Annotated in this window: 17 protein-coding genes and 3 pseudogenes; 11 read left to right on the top strand and 9 right to left on the bottom strand. The window is 69.3% G+C overall.

The annotated features are described in order from the left end of the window. The first annotated feature begins 269 nt into the window (after positions 1-269). Genes JS756_RS30700 through JS756_RS30690 form a run of 3 tightly spaced genes read left to right on the top strand, consistent with a single transcriptional unit; the run spans position 270 to position 2,507 of the window. On the top strand, positions 270-701 hold the full coding sequence (locus JS756_RS30700; RefSeq protein WP_205386546.1) for a GntR family transcriptional regulator: 432 nt from the start codon (positions 270-272) through the stop codon (positions 699-701). Continuing rightward, positions 676-1,593, top strand: a complete 918-nt coding sequence (locus tag JS756_RS30695) for an ABC transporter ATP-binding protein (RefSeq protein WP_205386526.1) — start codon at positions 676-678, stop codon at positions 1,591-1,593. The genes JS756_RS30700 and JS756_RS30695 overlap by 26 nt, the downstream gene beginning before the upstream one ends. After that, positions 1,590-2,507 (top strand): ABC-2 membrane transporter-related protein, encoded by a 918-nt coding sequence (locus JS756_RS30690; RefSeq protein ID WP_205386525.1) that lies wholly within the window; start codon positions 1,590-1,592, stop codon positions 2,505-2,507. The genes JS756_RS30695 and JS756_RS30690 overlap by 4 nt, the downstream gene beginning before the upstream one ends. Positions 2,508-2,699: 192 nt before the next feature. Here JS756_RS30690 and JS756_RS30685 read toward each other — a convergent pair whose 3' ends face one another. After that, positions 2,700-3,575: a LysR family transcriptional regulator gene (locus JS756_RS30685; protein WP_205386524.1), complete on the bottom strand. Its 876-nt coding sequence runs from the start codon at positions 3,573-3,575 to the stop codon at positions 2,700-2,702. 122 nt (positions 3,576-3,697) lie between these two features. Between JS756_RS30685 and JS756_RS30680 the strand changes: the two genes are divergently transcribed. Together JS756_RS30680 and JS756_RS37170 are read left to right on the top strand one after the other, a co-directional pair. Then, entirely contained in the window at positions 3,698-4,696 is a 999-nt protein-coding gene (locus tag JS756_RS30680) for an NADP-dependent oxidoreductase (RefSeq protein WP_205386522.1), read from the top strand. A gap of 63 nt (positions 4,697-4,759) precedes the next feature. After that, positions 4,760-4,986, top strand: a pseudogene (locus JS756_RS37170) (dihydrofolate reductase); the annotation flags it as partial. A 149-nt stretch (positions 4,987-5,135) separates the two neighbouring features. Here the strand turns inward: JS756_RS37170 and JS756_RS30675 are convergent. Then, positions 5,136-5,543, bottom strand: a complete 408-nt coding sequence (locus JS756_RS30675) for a RidA family protein (protein WP_205386521.1) — start codon at positions 5,541-5,543, stop codon at positions 5,136-5,138. 122 nt (positions 5,544-5,665) lie between these two features. Here JS756_RS30675 and JS756_RS30670 point away from each other — a divergent pair, with 122 nt between their 5' ends. Next, positions 5,666-6,046 carry a winged helix-turn-helix transcriptional regulator gene (locus tag JS756_RS30670; RefSeq protein ID WP_205386520.1) on the top strand — a complete coding sequence of 127 codons (381 nt, stop codon included), beginning with the start codon at positions 5,666-5,668 and terminating at the stop codon, positions 6,044-6,046. Between the two features lie 367 nt (positions 6,047-6,413). On the opposite strand, the gene JS756_RS30665 is transcribed toward JS756_RS30670, so the two are convergent. Then, positions 6,414-6,788, bottom strand: coding sequence for a VOC family protein (locus JS756_RS30665; protein ID WP_205386519.1), 375 nt, complete (start codon positions 6,786-6,788; stop codon positions 6,414-6,416). Between the two features lie 210 nt (positions 6,789-6,998). Next, positions 6,999-7,253, bottom strand: coding sequence for a hypothetical protein (locus tag JS756_RS30660; RefSeq protein WP_205386518.1), 255 nt, complete (start codon positions 7,251-7,253; stop codon positions 6,999-7,001). A 126-nt stretch (positions 7,254-7,379) separates the two neighbouring features. Here JS756_RS30660 and JS756_RS30655 point away from each other — a divergent pair, with 126 nt between their 5' ends. Beyond that, complete coding sequence (locus tag JS756_RS30655; RefSeq protein ID WP_240204608.1) at positions 7,380-8,300, top strand: haloalkane dehalogenase; 921 nt, start codon at positions 7,380-7,382, stop codon at positions 8,298-8,300. A 504-nt stretch (positions 8,301-8,804) separates the two neighbouring features. Here the strand turns inward: JS756_RS30655 and JS756_RS30650 are convergent. The 4 genes and pseudogenes from JS756_RS30650 to JS756_RS30640 form a co-directional block, all read right to left on the bottom strand. Next, positions 8,805-9,788, bottom strand: a complete 984-nt coding sequence (locus JS756_RS30650) for a catalase family peroxidase (RefSeq protein WP_205386516.1) — start codon at positions 9,786-9,788, stop codon at positions 8,805-8,807. After that, positions 9,748-10,068: an acetoacetate decarboxylase family protein gene (locus JS756_RS37160; protein WP_240204607.1), complete on the bottom strand. Its 321-nt coding sequence runs from the start codon at positions 10,066-10,068 to the stop codon at positions 9,748-9,750. The genes JS756_RS30650 and JS756_RS37160 overlap by 41 nt, the downstream gene beginning before the upstream one ends. A gap of 142 nt (positions 10,069-10,210) precedes the next feature. Next, positions 10,211-10,603, bottom strand: a pseudogene (locus tag JS756_RS38125) (acetoacetate decarboxylase family protein); the annotation flags it as partial. 78 nt (positions 10,604-10,681) lie between these two features. Continuing rightward, positions 10,682-11,737, bottom strand: coding sequence for a zinc-binding dehydrogenase (locus JS756_RS30640; protein WP_205386514.1), 1,056 nt, complete (start codon positions 11,735-11,737; stop codon positions 10,682-10,684). A gap of 201 nt (positions 11,738-11,938) precedes the next feature. Between JS756_RS30640 and JS756_RS30635 the strand changes: the two genes are divergently transcribed. The 3 genes and pseudogenes from JS756_RS30635 (at position 11,939) to gap (ending at position 14,671) form a co-directional block, all read left to right on the top strand. Further along, positions 11,939-12,556 (top strand): TetR/AcrR family transcriptional regulator, encoded by a 618-nt coding sequence (locus JS756_RS30635; RefSeq protein ID WP_205386513.1) that lies wholly within the window; start codon positions 11,939-11,941, stop codon positions 12,554-12,556. Positions 12,557-13,324: 768 nt separating this feature from the next. Continuing rightward, positions 13,325-13,589 (top strand): annotated as a pseudogene (locus tag JS756_RS30625) (helix-turn-helix domain-containing protein); the annotation flags it as partial. Between the two features lie 83 nt (positions 13,590-13,672). Then, positions 13,673-14,671: a type I glyceraldehyde-3-phosphate dehydrogenase gene (gap, locus tag JS756_RS30620; RefSeq protein ID WP_205386511.1), complete on the top strand. Its 999-nt coding sequence runs from the start codon at positions 13,673-13,675 to the stop codon at positions 14,669-14,671. Positions 14,672-15,000: 329 nt separating this feature from the next. Here the strand turns inward: gap and JS756_RS30615 are convergent, their stop codons facing one another. Further along, complete coding sequence (locus JS756_RS30615) at positions 15,001-15,681, bottom strand: TetR/AcrR family transcriptional regulator (protein WP_205386510.1); 681 nt, start codon at positions 15,679-15,681, stop codon at positions 15,001-15,003. A 155-nt stretch (positions 15,682-15,836) separates the two neighbouring features. Here JS756_RS30615 and JS756_RS30610 point away from each other — a divergent pair, with 155 nt between their 5' ends. Beyond that, complete coding sequence (locus JS756_RS30610) at positions 15,837-17,450, top strand: oleate hydratase (RefSeq protein WP_205386509.1); 1,614 nt, start codon at positions 15,837-15,839, stop codon at positions 17,448-17,450. The last annotated feature ends 281 nt before the right edge of the window (positions 17,451-17,731 follow it).

The raw sequence follows: 17,731 nt of genomic DNA, 5'->3' as shown, positions 1-17,731 counted from the left end.
CGTTCCGGCAGCGGCCCCCCCCGCCCGGCCGAGTGCCCGAGCTGCGTTGTGAAGCTGGTCGCTGCGCAAATCTGTGCGAGCCGGGCGACCTGGGCCTGCAGCCGGGCGATCTCCTTGTCCCGCGGGTCGCCTTCGGCCGCCCCGCCGGCGCGGCGAGCGCCGCCTTCGCGTCAATGATGCGTACGGCATGCCTGCCTCACACCACTTTGGCAGAAAGGCAGGCAGTTGACGTGACCGCGGCGTCAATGCATCATTCCACTAGTTCATTGATGCAATGGGGGTCGGTAGTGGTGTTCTCCTTCCGGATCGACCGGCGGAGCGGGGTTGCCAGTTACCTCCAGATCGTCCATCAGGTCCAGCAGGCCCTTCGCCTCGGTCTGCTGGGGCCGGGCGACCGCCTGCCCACCGCGCGAGCGGTGGTGGAGGCGACGGCGCTCAATCCCAACACCGTGCTCAAGGCGTACCGCGAGCTCGAGCACCAGGGCCTGGTCGAGACCCGACGCAGGCACGGGACATTCGTGGTGGGCACGCTCGGCAGCTCCTCCGCGGACTCGCCCTGGCGAGCCGAACTCGCGGAGGTGGCCGCACGCGCCCGCTCCGCCGGACTCGAACGCGAGGACTTGGCGGCGCTGTTCACCGCCGTACTCGCAGATCTCTACTCACCGAAGGAAACCGATGCCACCCAGCACCAGCAGCTCTGATGTGGCCCTAGCCGCCCGGAGCGTCACCAAGAGATACCGGCGCAGGGGCCGGGCCGTCCTCGACGACTGCACCTTCAGCATCCCCTCAGGCGTGGTCTGCGCCCTGGTCGGGGCCAACGGCGCCGGGAAGTCCACGCTGCTGGAGATGGCGGCCGGTATGGAGCGGCCCACCGCCGGGGCGGTCGAGGTGTTCGGGGAACCGGTCAGGACAGGTCATCCGCGGGTCGCCTACCTCGCCCAGGACCGCCCGCTCTTCCCCCGGCTCACGGTGGCGGAGACGCTCCGCTACGGCGCCCGGGCCAACCAGGGCAACTGGGATGCGGCACTGGCCGAGCGAGCAGCCGACCTGCCGAGATTCCACCGGCGCGAGCGGATAGGGGACCTGTCCGGCGGTCAGCGCACCCGGGTCGCCTTGGCCCTCGCCCTCGGCAAGCGCGCCGACCTGTTGCTTCTGGACGAGCCGATGGCGGATCTGGACGTGCGTTCCCGTCAGGAGGTGATGGGCCTGCTCATGGCCCATGTCGCCGACACCGGCAGCACCGTGATCATGTCCTCGCACATCATCTCCGAGCTGTCCGACGTCTGCGATCACCTGCTGGTGCTCGACCAGGGTCGCCCGCGCCTGTGCGGCGACATCGAGGAACTCCTCGCCCAGCACGCCGTGGTCACCTTCTCCGGCGGTGCCCAACGGCTCGCCGGCCACACGGTCCTCGAATCCCGCCCCGCCGGACGCGGCACCAGTGCCCTGATCCGCGCCACCGCTCCTCTGCCCGACGGCTGGGAGGTCCGCAGCCCGTCCCTGGAGGAACTGGTCCTCGCCGGCCTCGCCGCTCCGGGAGTCTGCGACCTCGTCCTCTCCCCCGTGCCGTACGCCAAGGAACCCGCCTCATGAGCGCTACCTCCGACACCACGACCTCGCCGACGTGCCACTCGACCGGTGAACACCGGCCGCTCGCACGGATCGTCGTGCGGCAACTGATACCCCTCGCCCTCGTCCTCTTCCTGGCCACCCTGGTCTTCGGCGCCCTGCTGGTCCACCACTACCAGCAATGGGCGGACGCCGCAGCCCTGCGTGACCATGTCGGCAACCATGCCTACCACTTCGGGCGTTACCCGCACGACGCGCACAACACAACCGCGACTCTGCTCGCCGACGGGAAGCGCATCGCGTTCCTGCCGGCCCTGTGCGCCGCGGCGATCACCGGCCTGCTGACCGGCGGGGAGTGGGGGACACGTCGGTTCGCTCTCACCCTCGCGCAGACGGTCTCCGCACGGCGATGGTTCGCCGCTCGCTGGACAGGCCTGGCGGTGCTCTTCACCGCACTTCTGCTGCCCCTGGTGATGCTGTACCGGTTCACCGTCGTGCACGCATTCGACCTCGACCTGCTCACCTACGGCGTCGACCGGCAGACCGTGTACTTCACCGTCGGCCCGGTCACCGTGGCCTACCTGCTGCTCGGCGTCGCGGCCGGCGCGCTGACCGGCACCGCCCTGCGCCGCACGTGGCCGTCATTCGTCGCCGCGCCCGCCCTGACCTGGCTGGTGGCCGCTGTGCTGGTGCGCTCGCGCGCCGCTCTGCTGCTCGACTTCCCGGCCTACTCCGAAGTCCACGGCATGCACGGCGGCGGCGTGCTCGGTCTCCAGTTCTACGACCTGCTGCCGACAGACTCCTACGTGCTCAACTCCCTCCAGCCGGGCGACTACTGGCCCTACCAGCTCGCCGAGAGCACCCTCGTGGTCACGGTGGCGGCGCTGTTCGCCCTGGTCGCCTTCCGGACTCTGCGCCGCCGCACGGGGCAGCCCTAGCCTGTGGGCCGAGGTCCGGCATCGAACATCGCGTCGCACGTGGACATTCACCTGGGGATTCGCCTGGCAGACGGACGGTCCTCGCGTGATCAGGCGACGTTCCGTCACAGAATCGCGATCACACGAAGGCCACAGAGGCGAGGGCGCTGCGCCACGATGCCGGGCAGTGCCGAGTGGGTCGGTTGGTTCCGGTCAGGTTGCCGGGGCGGTGAGGGCGGCCTGGGCTGCCAGCCGGAGATTCCTGATCATCGGATTCGGGTCGCCCTTGCGACTGACCAGGACGACCTGGCTGGGGGGAGCGCCCTGGATCGGGACGGTGACGAGGTTGGGACGCAGTGAGCTACGGCGATCGCCGACCGGTAGCACGGCGATCGCCCTGCCGCTCGCGACGAGTTCGAGCTTGTCCTCGTAGCTCTCGGGCGGCGGCACGCCGGCCCCGAGGATCCGGTAGGAGGTCCAGTCCGTGGTCGCGAACGCGCACGGTGCCGCTTCCTCGCCGGCCAGTTCTTCCGCGGTCACCGACGCGCGGTCGGCCAAGGGATGGCCGCGCGGGACCGCGAGCATCCGGGGCTCTTCGTAGAGCAAGGTGGTGGACACGTCGGCGGCGGCGATCGGCAGGGGCGCCCGCGCGATCAGGGCGTCGACGTGCCTGTCGGACAGCGCTCCGACGTCGCGGCAGCTCAGGTACCGGGTGGCGATCTCGGCGTCCGGGTATCGGTGGCGCAGTTCTTGTACGGCGGCAGTGATCACCAGGTCTTCGACGTAGCCGATGGCGATGCGTTCGGTCCCGGCTTGTTCACGCACGGCCAGCTCGGCCTGGCGGGCGGCGTGCAGCAGGGCTTGGGCCCGGGGGAGGAACCTCTGGCCGGCCGGGGTGAGCCGGGCGCCCTGGGGTACGCGGTCCAGCAGCCGTGCGCCGAGATGTCTTTCGAGCCGTTGGATCTGGCGGCTCAGCGCCGGCTGGGCCACGTGCAATTCGGCGGCGGCCCGGCCGAAGTGCTGGTGCGCCGCCACCACGGTGAAGTAGCGCACCAGTCGCAGTTCCAGGTCCTGTCCGAGATCGTTCACCCTTCCAGGGTATGCGTCATGCCGTTTCGGAATGATCAGGTTGCCCAACCGGTCTTGGACGGCCGTGCCGTCCTGGGCATTGACTGAAGGAGCAACGTTTCCCCGAGAAAGCGACAGGCGCGATGAAGGCGATCCAGTTCCACGAAGCGGGCGGGCCGGAGGTTTTGCGGTATGACGAGGTGCCGGTTCCCGAGGTCGGCCCGGGCGAGGTGCTCGTCCGGGTGCACGCGGCGGGTGTCAACCCGCCGGACTGGTACCTGCGTGAGGGGATGAAGGTCATGCCGGCCGAGATGAGGCCGGCGCTGGAGTTCCCCCTGATCCCAGGAACGGACATGTCGGGTGTGGTCCAGGAGGTCGCTCCGGACGTGCTGGGGTTCGCCGTCGGTGACGAGGTTTTCGGCATGCTGCGGTTCCCCGGATTCGACGGCCGGACGTACGCCGAGTACGTGGCCGCGCCGGCTTCGGACCTGGCTCACAAGCCGGCCGGTATCGACCACGTGCGGGCGGCTGGGGCACCCATGGCCGTGCTGACGGCATGGCAGTACCTGGTTGATCTCGGCCACGACGTGCCGTCACCTTTCACCGGCCAGGTGCACCGGCCGGTGCCGATCACGCCAGGCATGACCGTGCTGGTCAACGGGGCCGCCGGTGGGGTGGGCCACTTCGCGGTGCAGCTGGCGAAATGGAAGGGGGCACACGTCGTCGCGGTGGCCTCGGGCCGGCACGAGCAGTTCCTGCGCAAGCTCGGCGCCGATGAGTTCATCGACTACACCAGGACGCGGGCCACGGACGTGGTCAGCGGTGTCGACCTGGTGATCGACACCGTCGGTGGCCCGGACAGCTCACGCTTCCTGGCCGTGCTCAAGCGCGGCGGCACCATGCTTCCGGTGTTCTTCGCCCAGTACGACTCGGAGGAGACGGCGAGTCTGGGCATCACGGTCTCGAACATTCAGGTGCGTTCCAACGGCCCCCAACTCGCCGAGATCGGGCGACTGTTCGACGAGGGCAAGCTCCAGGTCGGGGTGGACAGCACCTACCCCCTGCCCGAGTCGGGCAGCGCACACACGCGAGCCGCGCAGGGCCACCTCCAAGGCAAGATCGTGCTGACGGTGGTCTCGTGATCGCCGAACTCCAGCAAGCGGTGGCGAACTACGCCCACGTGGGTGCGCTGGAGGCGGGCGACGGCTTTTTTTGAGCCCGGGCCGGACGGCGCGAGCGCGGTCGACGGCGCATCGCGGAGCCGATCCAGACCGACGGCCGGCCGATGTAGGGCCTTCGGCACGCCGGGGAGCGGCCCGGCGAGGTCGTGAGGGTGACGTCGCTGCCCGGTGGCGTGATGGTCGGCAGCGGCCGGGAGGCCGCTGAACTCCCCGTGCGGATTGCCGCGCACGTGTTCGTGGCCAAGCGCTGAGCCCTGCAGGGCGGCGGGCTGTTGCTGTGCGGGCGCGGAGGTGGCCCCGGATCGCAATCGTGGTCCAGGGCCACCCTCGTTGCGACAACCCACGATGTCACCGCGACGAGGGGTGAGCGCGAGGCGGCGACATTCCCGGGAGAACCTGTTCAGTCGATGATTGCGGTGGCTTCGATCTCGACCAGGTGCTCGGGTACGTCCAGCGCCGCAACGCCCAGTAGGGTGGCAGGGGGTGCCGGGGTGACGCCCAGTTTCGTGACCGCCCGGGTGATCCCTTCCATGAGCAGGGGCATCTTGTCAGGTGTCCAGTCCACGACGTAGACGGTCAGTTTCGCCACGTCGTCGAGGGAGGCGCCGACCTCGGCCAGGGCGGTGCCGATGTTGAGGTAGCACTGCTCGACCTGGGCGGCGAGGTCACCTTCGCCGATCGTGACACCGTCGGCATCCCAGGCGACCTGGCCTGCGATGAAGAGCAGCCTCGAGCCGGTCGCGATCGAGACCTGCTGGTAGGCGTCGATCTTTGGCAGTCCGCTGGGGTTCATCAGGGTGATGGGCATGCTGCTGCCTCCTTGTCATGAGGGCGCTTCGCGACGCGCTTGCTCTCTTGTAGATACTTCGAAACCGTAGGAGAGTGGTCGCTGACATGGAAGAACGCACTTTTCAGTGACTGGGGAACCTCATGGTGACCAAACAGCTCAGCGGCTCGCCCGACGAAGCGGACGTGAGGCGCGCCGACTCTCTGGCTCGGGAGGTCTTCTCGGACGTCGCCAACAAGTGGGCCCTCCTGATCATCGAAACGCTGGGGGAGGGCACCCTGCGCTTCGGTGAGCTGCGGGACGAGATCGAGGGCATCAGCCACAAGATGCTCACCCAGAACCTGCGCATGCTGGAGCGCAACGGCCTGGTCGAGCGGACGGTGCACCCGGTCGTGCCGCCGCGGGTCGAGTACACCCTCACCGAGCCGGGCCAGGCCCTGCGAGTGACGATCGGCGGACTGTGCGACTGGACCCACCGGTACCTCGGTCACATCGAGGCGTCCCGTCACCGCTTCGACGACTGACGGGTTGACCACTCGCCGGCCGCGCCGAGCTTCGCGACCGTGCTGGACGACAGCCCTGCCCGGTCGGCGAGGACTGACGTGTGCCTCGCCGACGCATTCCGCGCCGCCGAGATGCGCGCCGGGAGGCGGCTGGTGCCGTGAAGCTCCGCCATCTTGAAGTGGCTGGTCGGGGTGTTGATCTGTCGGCCCGGCCGGAGCGACGCGTCCCGGCACCGGGCCGGCAAGCGTGTCCCGGTTGAACGCGGCTTTGCCCATCTGAAGAACTGGCGGATCCTCACCAAGCCCCGTACTGCCCCCGCTCGCGCCTCGCCGCTACAGGCGCTTGATCTCTACCGCAGGTAGCCCACGATCAGCCCATGCCCCGGAACTACGACACCGGGCCGGGGATCGGCTGGGTGAGGTTCACCGGGTTGCCGTCCGGGTCCTGGATGTGGGCGACACGCTGTCCCCACGGCATGTCGTTGGGGCGGCTACGGACCGAGCCGCCCAGCGCCGTCACCCGGGCGAGCGTCTCGTCGACGTCGTTGACACCGATACTGAGCAGGATCCGCGGTGCCGCCCCGGTCCCCGGGTTCGCCTTGGACACCAGCCCGAGGTCGGTGTCACCGACGCGCAAGCCGAGGTAGAAGGCCGGGCCTTCCGCCGGTACCCGGAAGATCTCCTCAGCGCCGAACAACTTCGTATAGAAGCCGAGCAGAACGTCAAGGTCGGCAGTAATGATCACTGGCTGGATGGTGGACATGGCACTCCTGTGGAGAACGGTCGTGTCGCTGGATGGACCGTTCGAGGACGGTGAACTCATCGGCAAAACCACCACCTCCAGACGATCTACACCCAGACTGCCGCCCACGACGAGCACGAGCACTCCGAAACGATGTCACGCCGCCTTGCTGGCCGGCCACTTCAAGACGGCGGAGGTTCTGTGAGCCTGTCCTGAACCTCGGCTTGTCCGTCACGCTGCTGCCGCCTTGTCGTTGTCGCCGATCACGCTGAAGTCGACGTCCAGGCGGGCGCCGTAGGCGTCGGGGGTGATGTCGAGCTCGCGGGTCGCGTACTCGCCGAACCGCTTGATGTGGTCGGTCAGGTGCGGTCTGGCGCGCGACCGGCACTCCCTGTATCTTGAAACGGTCGTTCCGAGTTGTGGGCTCCTTTCCTGGGACGCGACGGTGCAGGTGTCCGCGCCTTGCCGGAGTGAAGCGGACGACAACGACGGTCGGCACGGCGAGGCGCTGCCGCGATGCCCGACCGGTCGCGACACCCCGTGGCCGGTCGGCCGCTCGACGCAGTGTCGCCGTACCCAGAGTGCACAGGAGGCACCCGGACCATGCAGATCATGCGTACGCCCGATGAACGGTTCAACGACCTGCCCGGCTACCCCTTCGCACCCGCCTACGTGGATGTGGCGGCCGGGGACGGCAGCGGCAGGACGCTGCGTGTGCATTACGTGGACGAAGGTGACGGCAGTTCGGGAGAGACAGTGCTGCTGCTGCACGGTCAGCCGTCCTGGTCGTACCTCTACCGGCACATGATCCCGGCGCTCGGCCAGGCGGGCCATCGGTGCGTCGCTCCCGACCTCATCGGCTTCGGCCGCTCCGACAAGCCGGCTGCCCGCTCCGACTACACCTACCAACGCCACGTGGACTGGATGCGCGAGGCTCTCTTCTACCGCCTCGATCTGCGTGACATCACCCTCGTGTGCCAGGACTGGGGCGGGCTCATCGGCCTCCGCCTGGTGGCGGAGCACCCCGACCGTTTCGCCCGAGTCGTCGTGGCCAACACCTTCCTGCCCGCAGGAGACGGCGAGCCGTCGAAGGCATTCCTCAAATGGCGTGAATTCAGTCAGAACACACCCGATCTCCGTGTGGGGGACATCGTGAACTCCGGCTGCCGCAGCGACCTGTCCCCCGCGGTGACAGCGGCCTACGACGCACCGTTTCCCGACGATTCCTTCAAGGCGGGCGCGCGCCGGTTCCCGATGCTCGTTCCCATCTCGCCCGACGATCCCGCCAGCGGGCCGAACCGTGAGGCCTGGCAGGCCCTGCAGCGCTTCGACAAGCCTTTCCTGTGTGCCTTCAGCGACCAGGACCCGATCACCGGAGGTCTCGACCGGATCTTCCGGGAGCGGGTCCCCGGTGCCCGGGGACAGCAGCACATCACGATCAAGGACGGCGGACACTTCCTGCAGGAGGACCGAGGCTCCGAACTCGCCGAGATCGTGAATCGGTTCATCGCCGCTGAATCCTTCTCATCCTGAGGTTCGAGGCTGATGACGGTGGGCTGGTGGGGGCTGTGACGTGGCAGGGCTCCTGGTCGTTCGCGGCGCCCGCGCGCCGATCTGGTTGCGAATCGGGCCGGATACCGGGGGGATGATCTCGAGGGGGAAGAACGGCGACGCATTCCGGCGGCGGGACTCCGCCTGAAGACCGCCCTCCTGGGACGCTCAAGGCGCGGGCCGACCAGCGAGGTGCACCCGGCCGCTGCCCCGGAGTGCCGCCACCGACGTTCGTCCAGCCCCCGGGCCAGGCCACGGACAGCCCGCAGTTCATCCCGGTGCTCAGGACGATGCGGATCCACGGGCCCGTCGGCCGTCATCGCCCCCGGCTGGACACCGTCGCCGGCGACAACACCTGCTCGCCCCCACGGTGACCATGCCCACCTGCGGAAAGCGCGTCGTCTCACATGTGGTGCCCCTCCCCGACCAGCAGATCCGCCGTTGCTCTGACGCTCCCGTCCGTGCCGTGCGTCGCCCGGCTGCCGGTCACTCCGGCTTGAGGCGCGGCTTGTCCTCCTGGCTGCGGCGGCGGTGGGACTCCGCGTACACCTGGGAACGGAAGTGCAGGACGGGGTCGTTGGACGGTTCTATGCCCGGTGGGACGTTGGTGGGGTCGAAGACGAGCCCCTCGACGTGTTCTTGGTCCTCGTGCAGTCGGTCGACGACGAGGCGGCCCGCTGTCACCGTTTCGCGATCGTCCGGCCACTGGCGGGTCACGTCGTCGGTCGGGTCTCCGGGGGCCGCCATCTGGAAGACCAGCCGCCAGACGGCCGGCGCCCGTTCGACGCGCTGCTTGATTTCGCTGATGAGGTACTGCGGCGGCAGCAGCCGATCGTCCTCGGATCGGATCGTCGCCTCACCGGCTTCCGGGACCCAGCGGTAGCGGAACGCCCGCCGCCGCCCTTCCGCGTCGACGAGGTGGTAGGCGTGGAGCCCGTAGAACGGCGTGGTCGCAAAGCTCTCGGTGGCGGGCAGGCCGGCGATGGCCTTCAGCCCAGGAATGGCGTGTCGGTGACCCGCCACGTACCCCAACAGCCGACCGGGGTTGGGTAGCCCGCGCCTGCCGCGGCGTTGGGCCGTCGTGATGCCGATGAACTCCTCGGCCGTGCCCGCCGGGAACGCGGAGATGTTGGGCGCGCCCCAGGTTGCGTGTGATCCGGACGGCAGCGCAAAGCGGACCGCGAGGCCGAGGACGGCGCCGCGGCTGCCGGCGGCGCGGTCCGGGGCGTACGGGCTGCCCGTCGCGTTCGACAGTCGTACGACCGTGTCGACGGCCCTGCCCTGGAAGTGCTCGGCGATGGTGAGCGCAGCGGCCTCGGGGGTGGCGGTGAACGTGCCGCGGAAACCGATGCCGCGCGGATGCGCCCGACGGTGGCCCGGCACGGTGCCGGTGTGGTCCTCCATGGCGCGCATCGCACGGTCGACCTGGTCAGCGCTGTGGCGGGGCGTGGCCCCGTAGGTGTGGGTCATGAGATCTCCCTGGTGGCGCCGCTTGCGGCACCACGGTGTGGTTGCGGCTCGCGTGTGGTCGTTTCTCGCAGTGGACGGAAACGGGCTCCATGCTCAACGGGGTGAGCGTCATGTCGATGCCGAGAACGGTCTCGACCGGCTCGACGACCGGGATCCGGTGCAGGGGATCGACCTCGGAGTGTCCGGTGAAGGCCGGAGCACCGGTGCCGCGCCACATCTCCTCGGCGCGGACCTCGACCTCGGTGCGGACGAACTCGTCCAGCGCAGCCGGACCGCCCATCAGGCAGGGCATGCGGCGCTGCCCGAGTCATGTCTCGCGCACGCCCTCGACCGGGCCGTCGACGACCTGCGGCTGGAAGACCCCGTACGCCGGCGGCACCGGCCGGGCGCTCCAGCGGGGCCTGGAAGGGTCCGCTCGCGGTCTCCCGTGAGCGGTCGAACTCGATCGCGGCAGGCAACTTAGGGTTGCCGATCAGCTCTCGCCTGCCGACGAGGGCGTTGGCGTTGGTTGCGTGGATGTGCCGGATCCGGTTGACCCGGCGGCCGTCCAGGCTCACGTCGATCTGCTGGGTGGCCTCCCGGTACGGGCCGGCGCTGCTGATACCCGTAGTTGCAGAAGACCAGCGCCGCGCGCGGGTGGTCGTCCGGCTCCAGGTGCTCAGGGAGCACGGCGGCGGCCGTGCGCCTGTCGGTGACGAACCGGAAGGCGAGCATGTCGGTCTGTGTCCATGCGGGTCGGCCGTAGCCGTACGCGGGGCGGTTGAGGGGGAGCGCGGAGCCGAGCGTGTCGGTGCTGACTGGCCTCGGAAGGTCATGGGGAGGGAGACCGTTCTGGCGGATGCGGTGGCGTGGGTGTGAGTGGGGTGTGGCACCGCCGCAGCGGTGGCCCGCGGTCAAGCGGTGGAGTCGGGTCGGATGACGATGCGGATCGGGTTGCCCTCGTGCTGCTCCAGGCGCCGCACGCCCTCCGTGATGTTCTCCAGCGGCAACTGGGCACTGACCGAGCGGCTGATGTCCATGCGGCCCAGGGAGACCAAGTCGACGAGCTGCTCGATGTGCTCTTTGCGGTAGCCGAGGTGACCGATGGCGGTGCGTTTGCCGCGCGCGAAGGGAGTGATCGGGCCCAGTTCGATCCGGTCCTGGGACATGCCGACCATGACGAGGCGGCCGCGGTGGCCGAGCGCACGGCCTGCCTGGGTGATGCTGACCCCCCGGCCGACGGCGTCGATCGCCACGTCGAGACCGCGTCCGCCGGTGAGCCGCGCGATCTGATCCAGGGCGTCGACGGCGGTCGGGTCGACCGCGTGGTCGGCTCCCAGCTCCAGAGCGCGCTGCCGGGCCTCGGGGAGCGGGTCCAGCGCGATCACGGGGGCGGCGCCGACCATCCGGGCGGTCTGCACGGCGTGCGTGCCGATGCCGCCGAGACCCCAGACGCCGACGGTCTCGGCGGGGCGTACGGCCGCGGTGTCGACGACCGCGGCATAGGGGGTGGACACGGCGTCGGCCAGCACCGCCGCCCGCTCCAGCGGGATGGTGTCCGGCACCCGGACCATCGAGGCGACCGGCACCAGCACGTACTCCGCCCAGGCGCCGTCGAAGTCGAACGCCATGATCTCGATGCGTTCGCAGTCGTCGAGCGCCGCTCCGGAGATGCAGGCGGCGCAGGTCCCACAAGCCCGTCCGGCGTGCAGCACGACACGGTCTCCCACCTCCCAGCCCGGAGTGGGGCCGCCCAACCGCACGACGGTGCCCGCACCCTCGTGACCGGGAGTGATCCTGGGCAGCTCGGTACGGAAGACGCCGTTCAGCAGGCTCAGGTCGGAGTGGCAGATGCCGCAGGCGGCCACCTTCACCAGGGCCTGTCCCGGGGCGGGGGAGGGTGTCGGCACGTCCTGGACGGTGAGCCGACGGGTGGCCGGGTCGAAGCGCGCGGCGCGCATGGTGTTCATCGCTGATCTCCTCGGTGCCCCGGGGCATGGGAAGGGCACGTTGTTGAGTAATGCTCAATAACTTTCTACGACCCGTGTTGAGCAACTGTCAACGAGGTCCAGGGTGTGTTGGAACACAGCTGCCCGGGCTGCTGCCGCTGCCCGCGCGGGACGGATGCATGTCCCTGATCGCTCCGGTCGCGCGGCTCGTAGACTGCGGGCATGTCCGGCAAACGCATCACTCGCCTCAGCCCTGAACTGCGTAGACAGCAGCTCGTCGGTATCGGGCTCGAGATGCTCGTGGAACGCTCCCTGGACGAACTGTCCACCGACGAGGTCGCACGTCGGGCCGGCATCTCCCGAGGACTGCTCTTCCACTACTTCGACTCCAAGCGGGACTTCTACCGCGCGGTGGTCCGTACGGAGTGCGAACGGTTCATGACGGCCGTCGAACCGGACGGCATGCTGGAGCCGGAGGCCTGGCGACGAGAATTCATCTCCGGCTTCGTCGCGTATGTGCTTCAGCACCGCCAGGTGTACCTGTCGCTGGTCCGAGGGGCCGCAGGCAGCCATCCCGCGGTCGAGGACATCGTGAATGAGACCCGGGAGGCCGTCGCCCGGCGTGTGATGGACGGAGCGCTCCGCCTCGGGGCGCCCGACACGCCGCGACTGCGCATCGCCACGCGCGCATGGATGGCCTTCGCGGAAGAGGCGACGACGAACTGGCCGGTGGACGAGGCAGGCGCGAGGGACGAACTCCGCGTGTTCCTCGACGCCAGCTTCGTCGGCCTGTTGGGCATCCTGGACGACGGACGGCCGTCTCCCGTGGCAGAGGAGTGACTTTGTCGGGTCGACCGCGGACGGCCGCAGTGACTTCCAGACGTGCTGTGTCCGTTCGGGCACCTGCTGCGCCGGACCATACGCCCGACCTTCCCGGCGTTCACCCCGGACACCGTGCTCGAGCACGGCACCAGCCTGGATGAGCACGGCGCACCGCTGACCGTGCTGCACCCCCTCGGACACACCCGGGGCTCCATCAGATCCCGTGGGCAGTGTGTTCGCCGAGACCGGTTTCGACGGTCGTACCAGCTGCTGCGTGTACGACTCGGCTGGTCACAGGCACCGACCCGGCCGGGCGGAAGATCGGGTTCGAGTTCGACGAGAACGGCCGGCTCGCCGCCAAGACGGCTGGGAAAACGCGCACCACGTTCTCCTACGACGCCGCGTCCCGTCCGACAGCAGCCGAAAGCCGGCAGAAAGGCCTCGGACCGTGGACGGCACCACCCTCCCGTTCGGTTACGCCCCGGCGGGCAGGCGGATCTCGCGTACCACGCCCACCGGCGCGCGGACCGACCTGGACCGGGACGAGGTCGGCAACCGCACCGCCCTCACCGTCGACGGCCGGCACACCCTGGCCTTCGGCCACGACCTCCTCGGCCGCGAGACCGAACGCACCGTGGGCGAGAACCTTCGTTTCACCTCTGACTGGGACGCGACGGGCCGGCTCATGCAGCAGAGCCTGATCGCACGGCCGGGCCGCAGGATCCGCGCTCGCAGGTACACCTACCGGCCCGGCGATCATCTCACCGCCGTCCACGACGCGAGGCCTCGCCGGGCACGTTCTCCCGGGCGCTTCGCCGAGGAGACCGCCTGCACGCCGATGCACTGGGTGATGCGCGCCCGCATCGACCTGGCCCGCGAACTGCTCGAGCGTTCGCAGCGCGGCGTCGAGCAGATCGCCGCCGCCGACGTCGGGCTCGGCACCGGCGCGAATCTGCGCCTGCACTTCCAGCACATCCTCGGCACCACGCCGAGCGAGTACCGGCGCACCTTCACCCGGGGCGCGGGACCCGCCCGTCACCGGATGGCGTGATCCTTGTGAACCATGGCGGTCCCGCCACTGTCAGCGGCGCGAGCCGCGGGTGAGCCTGGTGTGGAAGGGAAGGGACATCACTCATGACTCGCATCGCCATCAACGGATTCGGCCGTATCGGACGCAACGTGCTGCGCGCAGTGCTGGAGCGCGACAGCGCCCTGGAGATCGTCGCCGTCAACGATCTGACGGAGCCCGTCGCTCTTGCCCGGCTGCTCGCCTACGACAGCACGGCCGGCCGACTCGGGCGTCCGGTGAGCGTCGACGGCGACGCCCTTGTCGTCGACGGCCGTCGGATCACGGTGCTGGCCGAGCGTGCACCGGAGCAGTTGCCCTGGCGCGAACTCGGCGTCGACATCGTCCTGGAAGCCACCGGCCGCTTCACCTCGGCCAAGGCCGCCCGTGCCCACCTCGACGCGGGCGCGAGGAAGGTACTCGTCAGCGCCCCGTCGGACGGTGCCGACGTCACGCTCGCGTTCGGGGTCAACACCGACGCCTACGACCCGGCCGTGCACACCATCGTCTCGAACGCCTCCTGCACCACCAACGCGCTCGCGCCGTTGGCCGAGGTCCTCGACGAACTCGCCGGCATCGAGCACGGGTTCATGACGACGGTGCATGCCTACACACAGGAGCAGAACCTGCAGGACGGTCCGCACCGCGATGCCCGGCGTGCCCGGGCCGCCGGCGTCAACATCGTGCCGACCACGACCGGCGCGGCCAAGGCGATCGGCCTGGTACTGCCGAACCTGGACGGCAAGCTGTCGGGTGACTCGATCCGCGTCCCCGTGCCGGTGGGCTCGGTCGTCGAACTCAACACGACCGTCGCCCGCGACGTGACGCGCGACGACGTGCTGGCGGCGTACCGCGCCGCGGCGGAGGGGCCGCTCGCCGGCATCCTGGAGTACTCGGACGATCCGCTCGTGTCGTCCGACATCGTCGGCAATCCCGCCTCGTCGATCTTCGACTCGGCCCTCACCCGCGTCGACGGCCGCCATGTCAAGGTGGTCGCGTGGTACGACAACGAGTGGGGCTTCTCCAACCGCGTGATCGATACGCTCGAGTTCCGCGCCACCGGCTGACCGGACGCCGGAGCGGTGCCCTGCCTCCGCCGACCGTGCCGGCCGGCACTGCCTCTGGGCGCCTTGGTGGACGGGTCGGGCCAACCGGAGCGCTCGGTGCGCGTCACGAAGTCGCGCCAGGCATTGAGGGGGACAGCCACGTGAAGGAGGTATCCATCGGCTGAACATCGGGCCGGGGGACAGGGCCCGTCCCCCCGCTCGTCGTATCCGCGCCCTCTGTGCGACGACGATGCGTCCTGCGCGGACCTCTCCGGGACGTGCCCATACGGATAGGGCACATCGCCGGTGGTCGGCCGGCGGCCTGCTCGATCTCTTCGCACCCCCGGAGTTCATCCAGGAGGGGTGCCTCTGTCGGTGGGCGGCCGCACCAGGGTGTCCAGCAGGTAGTCGACCGACCGGCGAAGGCGGTTGGTGAGGCTGTCGGCCGGGGCCCGGCCCATGCAGACCCGCACGATGTCCATGTACATGGTCGAGTAGATGACGTGGGCCGCCATCCCCAGGTCGCGTCCGGGGCGCATCCCTCGGGTGGCGACGTACCTGCGCAGGATTTCCTCGATCGCGCACTCGATCCTGGCGACATGGGCGGCGGCAGCCTCCCGCTCCGGGCCACTTCCGAACAGCGTCTCCCGTTGGTAGGCGGCCGTGTTCTCGGGGTGGTGGCAGCCCGATTCGACCAGTGGTGCCACCAGCGCGAGGATCGCCTCGGTGGGGGCGGTGCCGTTTCGGCTGAGCGTGATGCCCCGTTCGACGCCGAGCCGCAACTGTTCGTTCATCACCAGCATGAGCAGGCCTGCTTTGGACCCCGCATAGCGGAAGAGGGTGCCGGTACCGATGTCGGCCGCATCGGCGATCTCTTGCGTGGCGACAGCCGAGTAGCCGCGTTCGGCGAACAGTTCGGTGGCCGCGCCGAGGATGCGGCGGATCTTGTCCTGTCTGTTCCGCTCCCGGCGGCTGACAGGCTGCGCGGCGGACGCTGCTACGGGCCGCGACGGGGGAGGGGTCGGCTGCATGGGCTGCCCTTTCCGTGAAGAACGGCCGTCATCGGGGGCCGAAGGGCCCTGATCCGGAGTGCGGCAGGGTCAAAGGTCCCTCATGTGTCCAGGATAGAAGATCGAGAGGAACAACTGAGTACGCTCGAAACGGAGTCCAGTCCGGAATTGAGGTCATGGCGATGAACAACGACAACAAGCACCTGTGGATCGTCGGCGGCGGGATTGCCGGTATGGCGGCGGCAGCCTTCGCCGTCCGCGACGCCGGCATGTCCGGCAGACACATCCACATCCTGGAGGAACTGGACGTCGAAGGTGGTTCCCTCGACGGCGCCAAGTCCCCGGCCCACCGCGACGCGTACGTGACACGCGGCGGACGCATGCTGGAGGAGGAGGCGTATCGGTGCGTGTGGGACCTGTTCAGCACCATCCCCTCACTGGAGGATCCGGACGTCAGCGTCACGGACGAGACGCGCGCGTTCAACAACCGGATCAGGACCCATGCCCGGGCCCGCCTCATCGACGGCCGCCACCGCATCCTGGACGCCTCCGATTTCGGCTTCTCCGTCCGCGACCGGAGTGAACTCTCCCGCCTCATAGCCACACCGGAACTCCTGCTCGGCAGCAAACGGATCGACGAGATGTTCGACCCGCACTTCTTCACGACCAACTTCTGGCAGATGTGGCGCACCACCTTCGCCTTCCAGCGCTGGCACTCGGCAGCGGAACTGCGCCGCTACCTCCTGCGGTTCGCCCAGGAGTTCCCCCGCATCCACACCCTGTCCGGCGTGCGCAGGACCGTCTACAACCAGTACGACTCGATGGTCGTGCCGCTCCGGCGCTGGCTGGTGGCCCAGGGCGTCGACGTACGCCTCGGCACCCGGGTCCTGGACGTCGACTTCAGCGGCACCCCGGAGACCGGCCGCCGCGCCACCTGCCTGCACATCCAGGACGCCGACGGCAGCCGGCGTCTCGAACTCGGGCCGGACGACTACACCCTGATCACCCTGGGGTCGATCACCGCCGACTCCACCTACGGCGGGAACGACACGGTGCCGGAACTCATCCGGGACCGTCGTGACCAGGGCTGGTCGCTGTGGGAGGAAATCGCCCGCAAGGCCGACGACTTCGGGCGTCCCCTGTCCTTCTACGGCAACGTGGACGAGCACAAGTGGGAGTCGTTCACCCTCACCATGCACGACGAGGCGCTCCTCGAGCGCATCACCGCCTACACCGGAAACGAACCGGGCACGGGCGCGCTGATGACCTGGATCGAGTCGGGCTGGCACCTGTCCATCGTGGTCCCCTACCAGCCGCACTTTCCGGACATGCCCGAGGAAACCTACACCCTGTGGGGGTACGGCTTCGAGATCGACCGCGAAGGCGACTACGTGCGCAAGCCCATGGCGCAGTCGACCGGCAGGGAGATCCTGACGGAGCTCGTCCGCCAACTCGGCTTCGACGATCTCCTCGACCACGTGCTGGAGACGACCGACATCACCACGGCCATGATGCCCTACGCCTCCGCCCTCTTCGCCTGCCGGGCTCCGGGGGACCGGCCCGAGGCCGTGCCGGACGGCGCCCGCAACTTCGCATTCGCCGGCCAGTTCGTCGAGATGCCCGACGACGTCGTCTTCACCGTGGAGTACTCGGTGCACGCCGCGATGCTGGCGATGTACACCCTGCTCGGTGTGGACCGCCCGATCCCACCCGTCTACCAGGGGATGCGTGATCCGCAGGTCGCCGCCCGCGCAGCCCGCACGCTCCTGCACGCCGCCGGAGACGACTGAACCCGCCCGTCCGGTCCGTCTGCACCGCGTGACGGCGGCCGAAGACGGCAGGTCCTCCGCGACGGCCTCGCTCCAGCGCGCGCTGGGCACGAGCACGGACACCTGTGGTGCCGCTCTGAGGCGTCCCGGGTGCTGAACACGTGCCCATCGTGAACAGCGCCAGGTGTGGCGAAGAATTGGCGGTCTGCTGGGCTGCCTCTCTCCGTTTGCTGGGCTGTCTCTCAACAACGGGTTCCTAGGGTCGTTGTCATCCCCCGAAGGCCGGTTCCACCGCCTTCGAA

It is taken from the genome of Streptomyces actuosus, assembly GCF_016921115.1.
Lineage (GTDB): Bacteria > Actinomycetota > Actinomycetes > Streptomycetales > Streptomycetaceae > Streptomyces > Streptomyces actuosus_A.
This window is presented reverse-complemented; position numbering and strand designations above follow the sequence as displayed.

Excerpts from the sequence above, each read along its gene's own strand:
- JS756_RS30650 (WP_205386516.1), bottom strand. The coding sequence starts at position 9,788 with ATGACCCACACCTACGGGGCCACGCCCCGCCACAGCGCTGACCAGGTC.
- JS756_RS30690 (WP_205386525.1), top strand. The coding sequence starts at position 1,590 with ATGAGCGCTACCTCCGACACCACGACCTCGCCGACGTGCCACTCGACC.
- JS756_RS30615 (WP_205386510.1), bottom strand. The coding sequence starts at position 15,681 with ATGCAGCCGACCCCTCCCCCGTCGCGGCCCGTAGCAGCGTCCGCCGCG.
- JS756_RS30610 (WP_205386509.1), top strand. The coding sequence starts at position 15,837 with ATGGCGATGAACAACGACAACAAGCACCTGTGGATCGTCGGCGGCGGG.
- gap (WP_205386511.1), top strand. The coding sequence starts at position 13,673 with ATGACTCGCATCGCCATCAACGGATTCGGCCGTATCGGACGCAACGTG.
- JS756_RS37160 (WP_240204607.1), bottom strand. The coding sequence starts at position 10,068 with ATGGGCGGTCCGGCTGCGCTGGACGAGTTCGTCCGCACCGAGGTCGAG.
- JS756_RS30665 (WP_205386519.1), bottom strand. The coding sequence starts at position 6,788 with ATGTCCACCATCCAGCCAGTGATCATTACTGCCGACCTTGACGTTCTG.
- JS756_RS30670 (WP_205386520.1), top strand. The coding sequence starts at position 5,666 with ATGGTGACCAAACAGCTCAGCGGCTCGCCCGACGAAGCGGACGTGAGG.
- JS756_RS30675 (WP_205386521.1), bottom strand. The coding sequence starts at position 5,543 with ATGCCCATCACCCTGATGAACCCCAGCGGACTGCCAAAGATCGACGCC.
- JS756_RS30680 (WP_205386522.1), top strand. The coding sequence starts at position 3,698 with ATGAAGGCGATCCAGTTCCACGAAGCGGGCGGGCCGGAGGTTTTGCGG.
- JS756_RS30640 (WP_205386514.1), bottom strand. The coding sequence starts at position 11,737 with ATGAACACCATGCGCGCCGCGCGCTTCGACCCGGCCACCCGTCGGCTC.
- JS756_RS30695 (WP_205386526.1), top strand. The coding sequence starts at position 676 with ATGCCACCCAGCACCAGCAGCTCTGATGTGGCCCTAGCCGCCCGGAGC.
- JS756_RS30635 (WP_205386513.1), top strand. The coding sequence starts at position 11,939 with ATGTCCGGCAAACGCATCACTCGCCTCAGCCCTGAACTGCGTAGACAG.
- JS756_RS30655 (WP_240204608.1), top strand. The coding sequence starts at position 7,380 with ATGCGTACGCCCGATGAACGGTTCAACGACCTGCCCGGCTACCCCTTC.
- JS756_RS30700 (WP_205386546.1), top strand. The coding sequence starts at position 270 with ATGCAATGGGGGTCGGTAGTGGTGTTCTCCTTCCGGATCGACCGGCGG.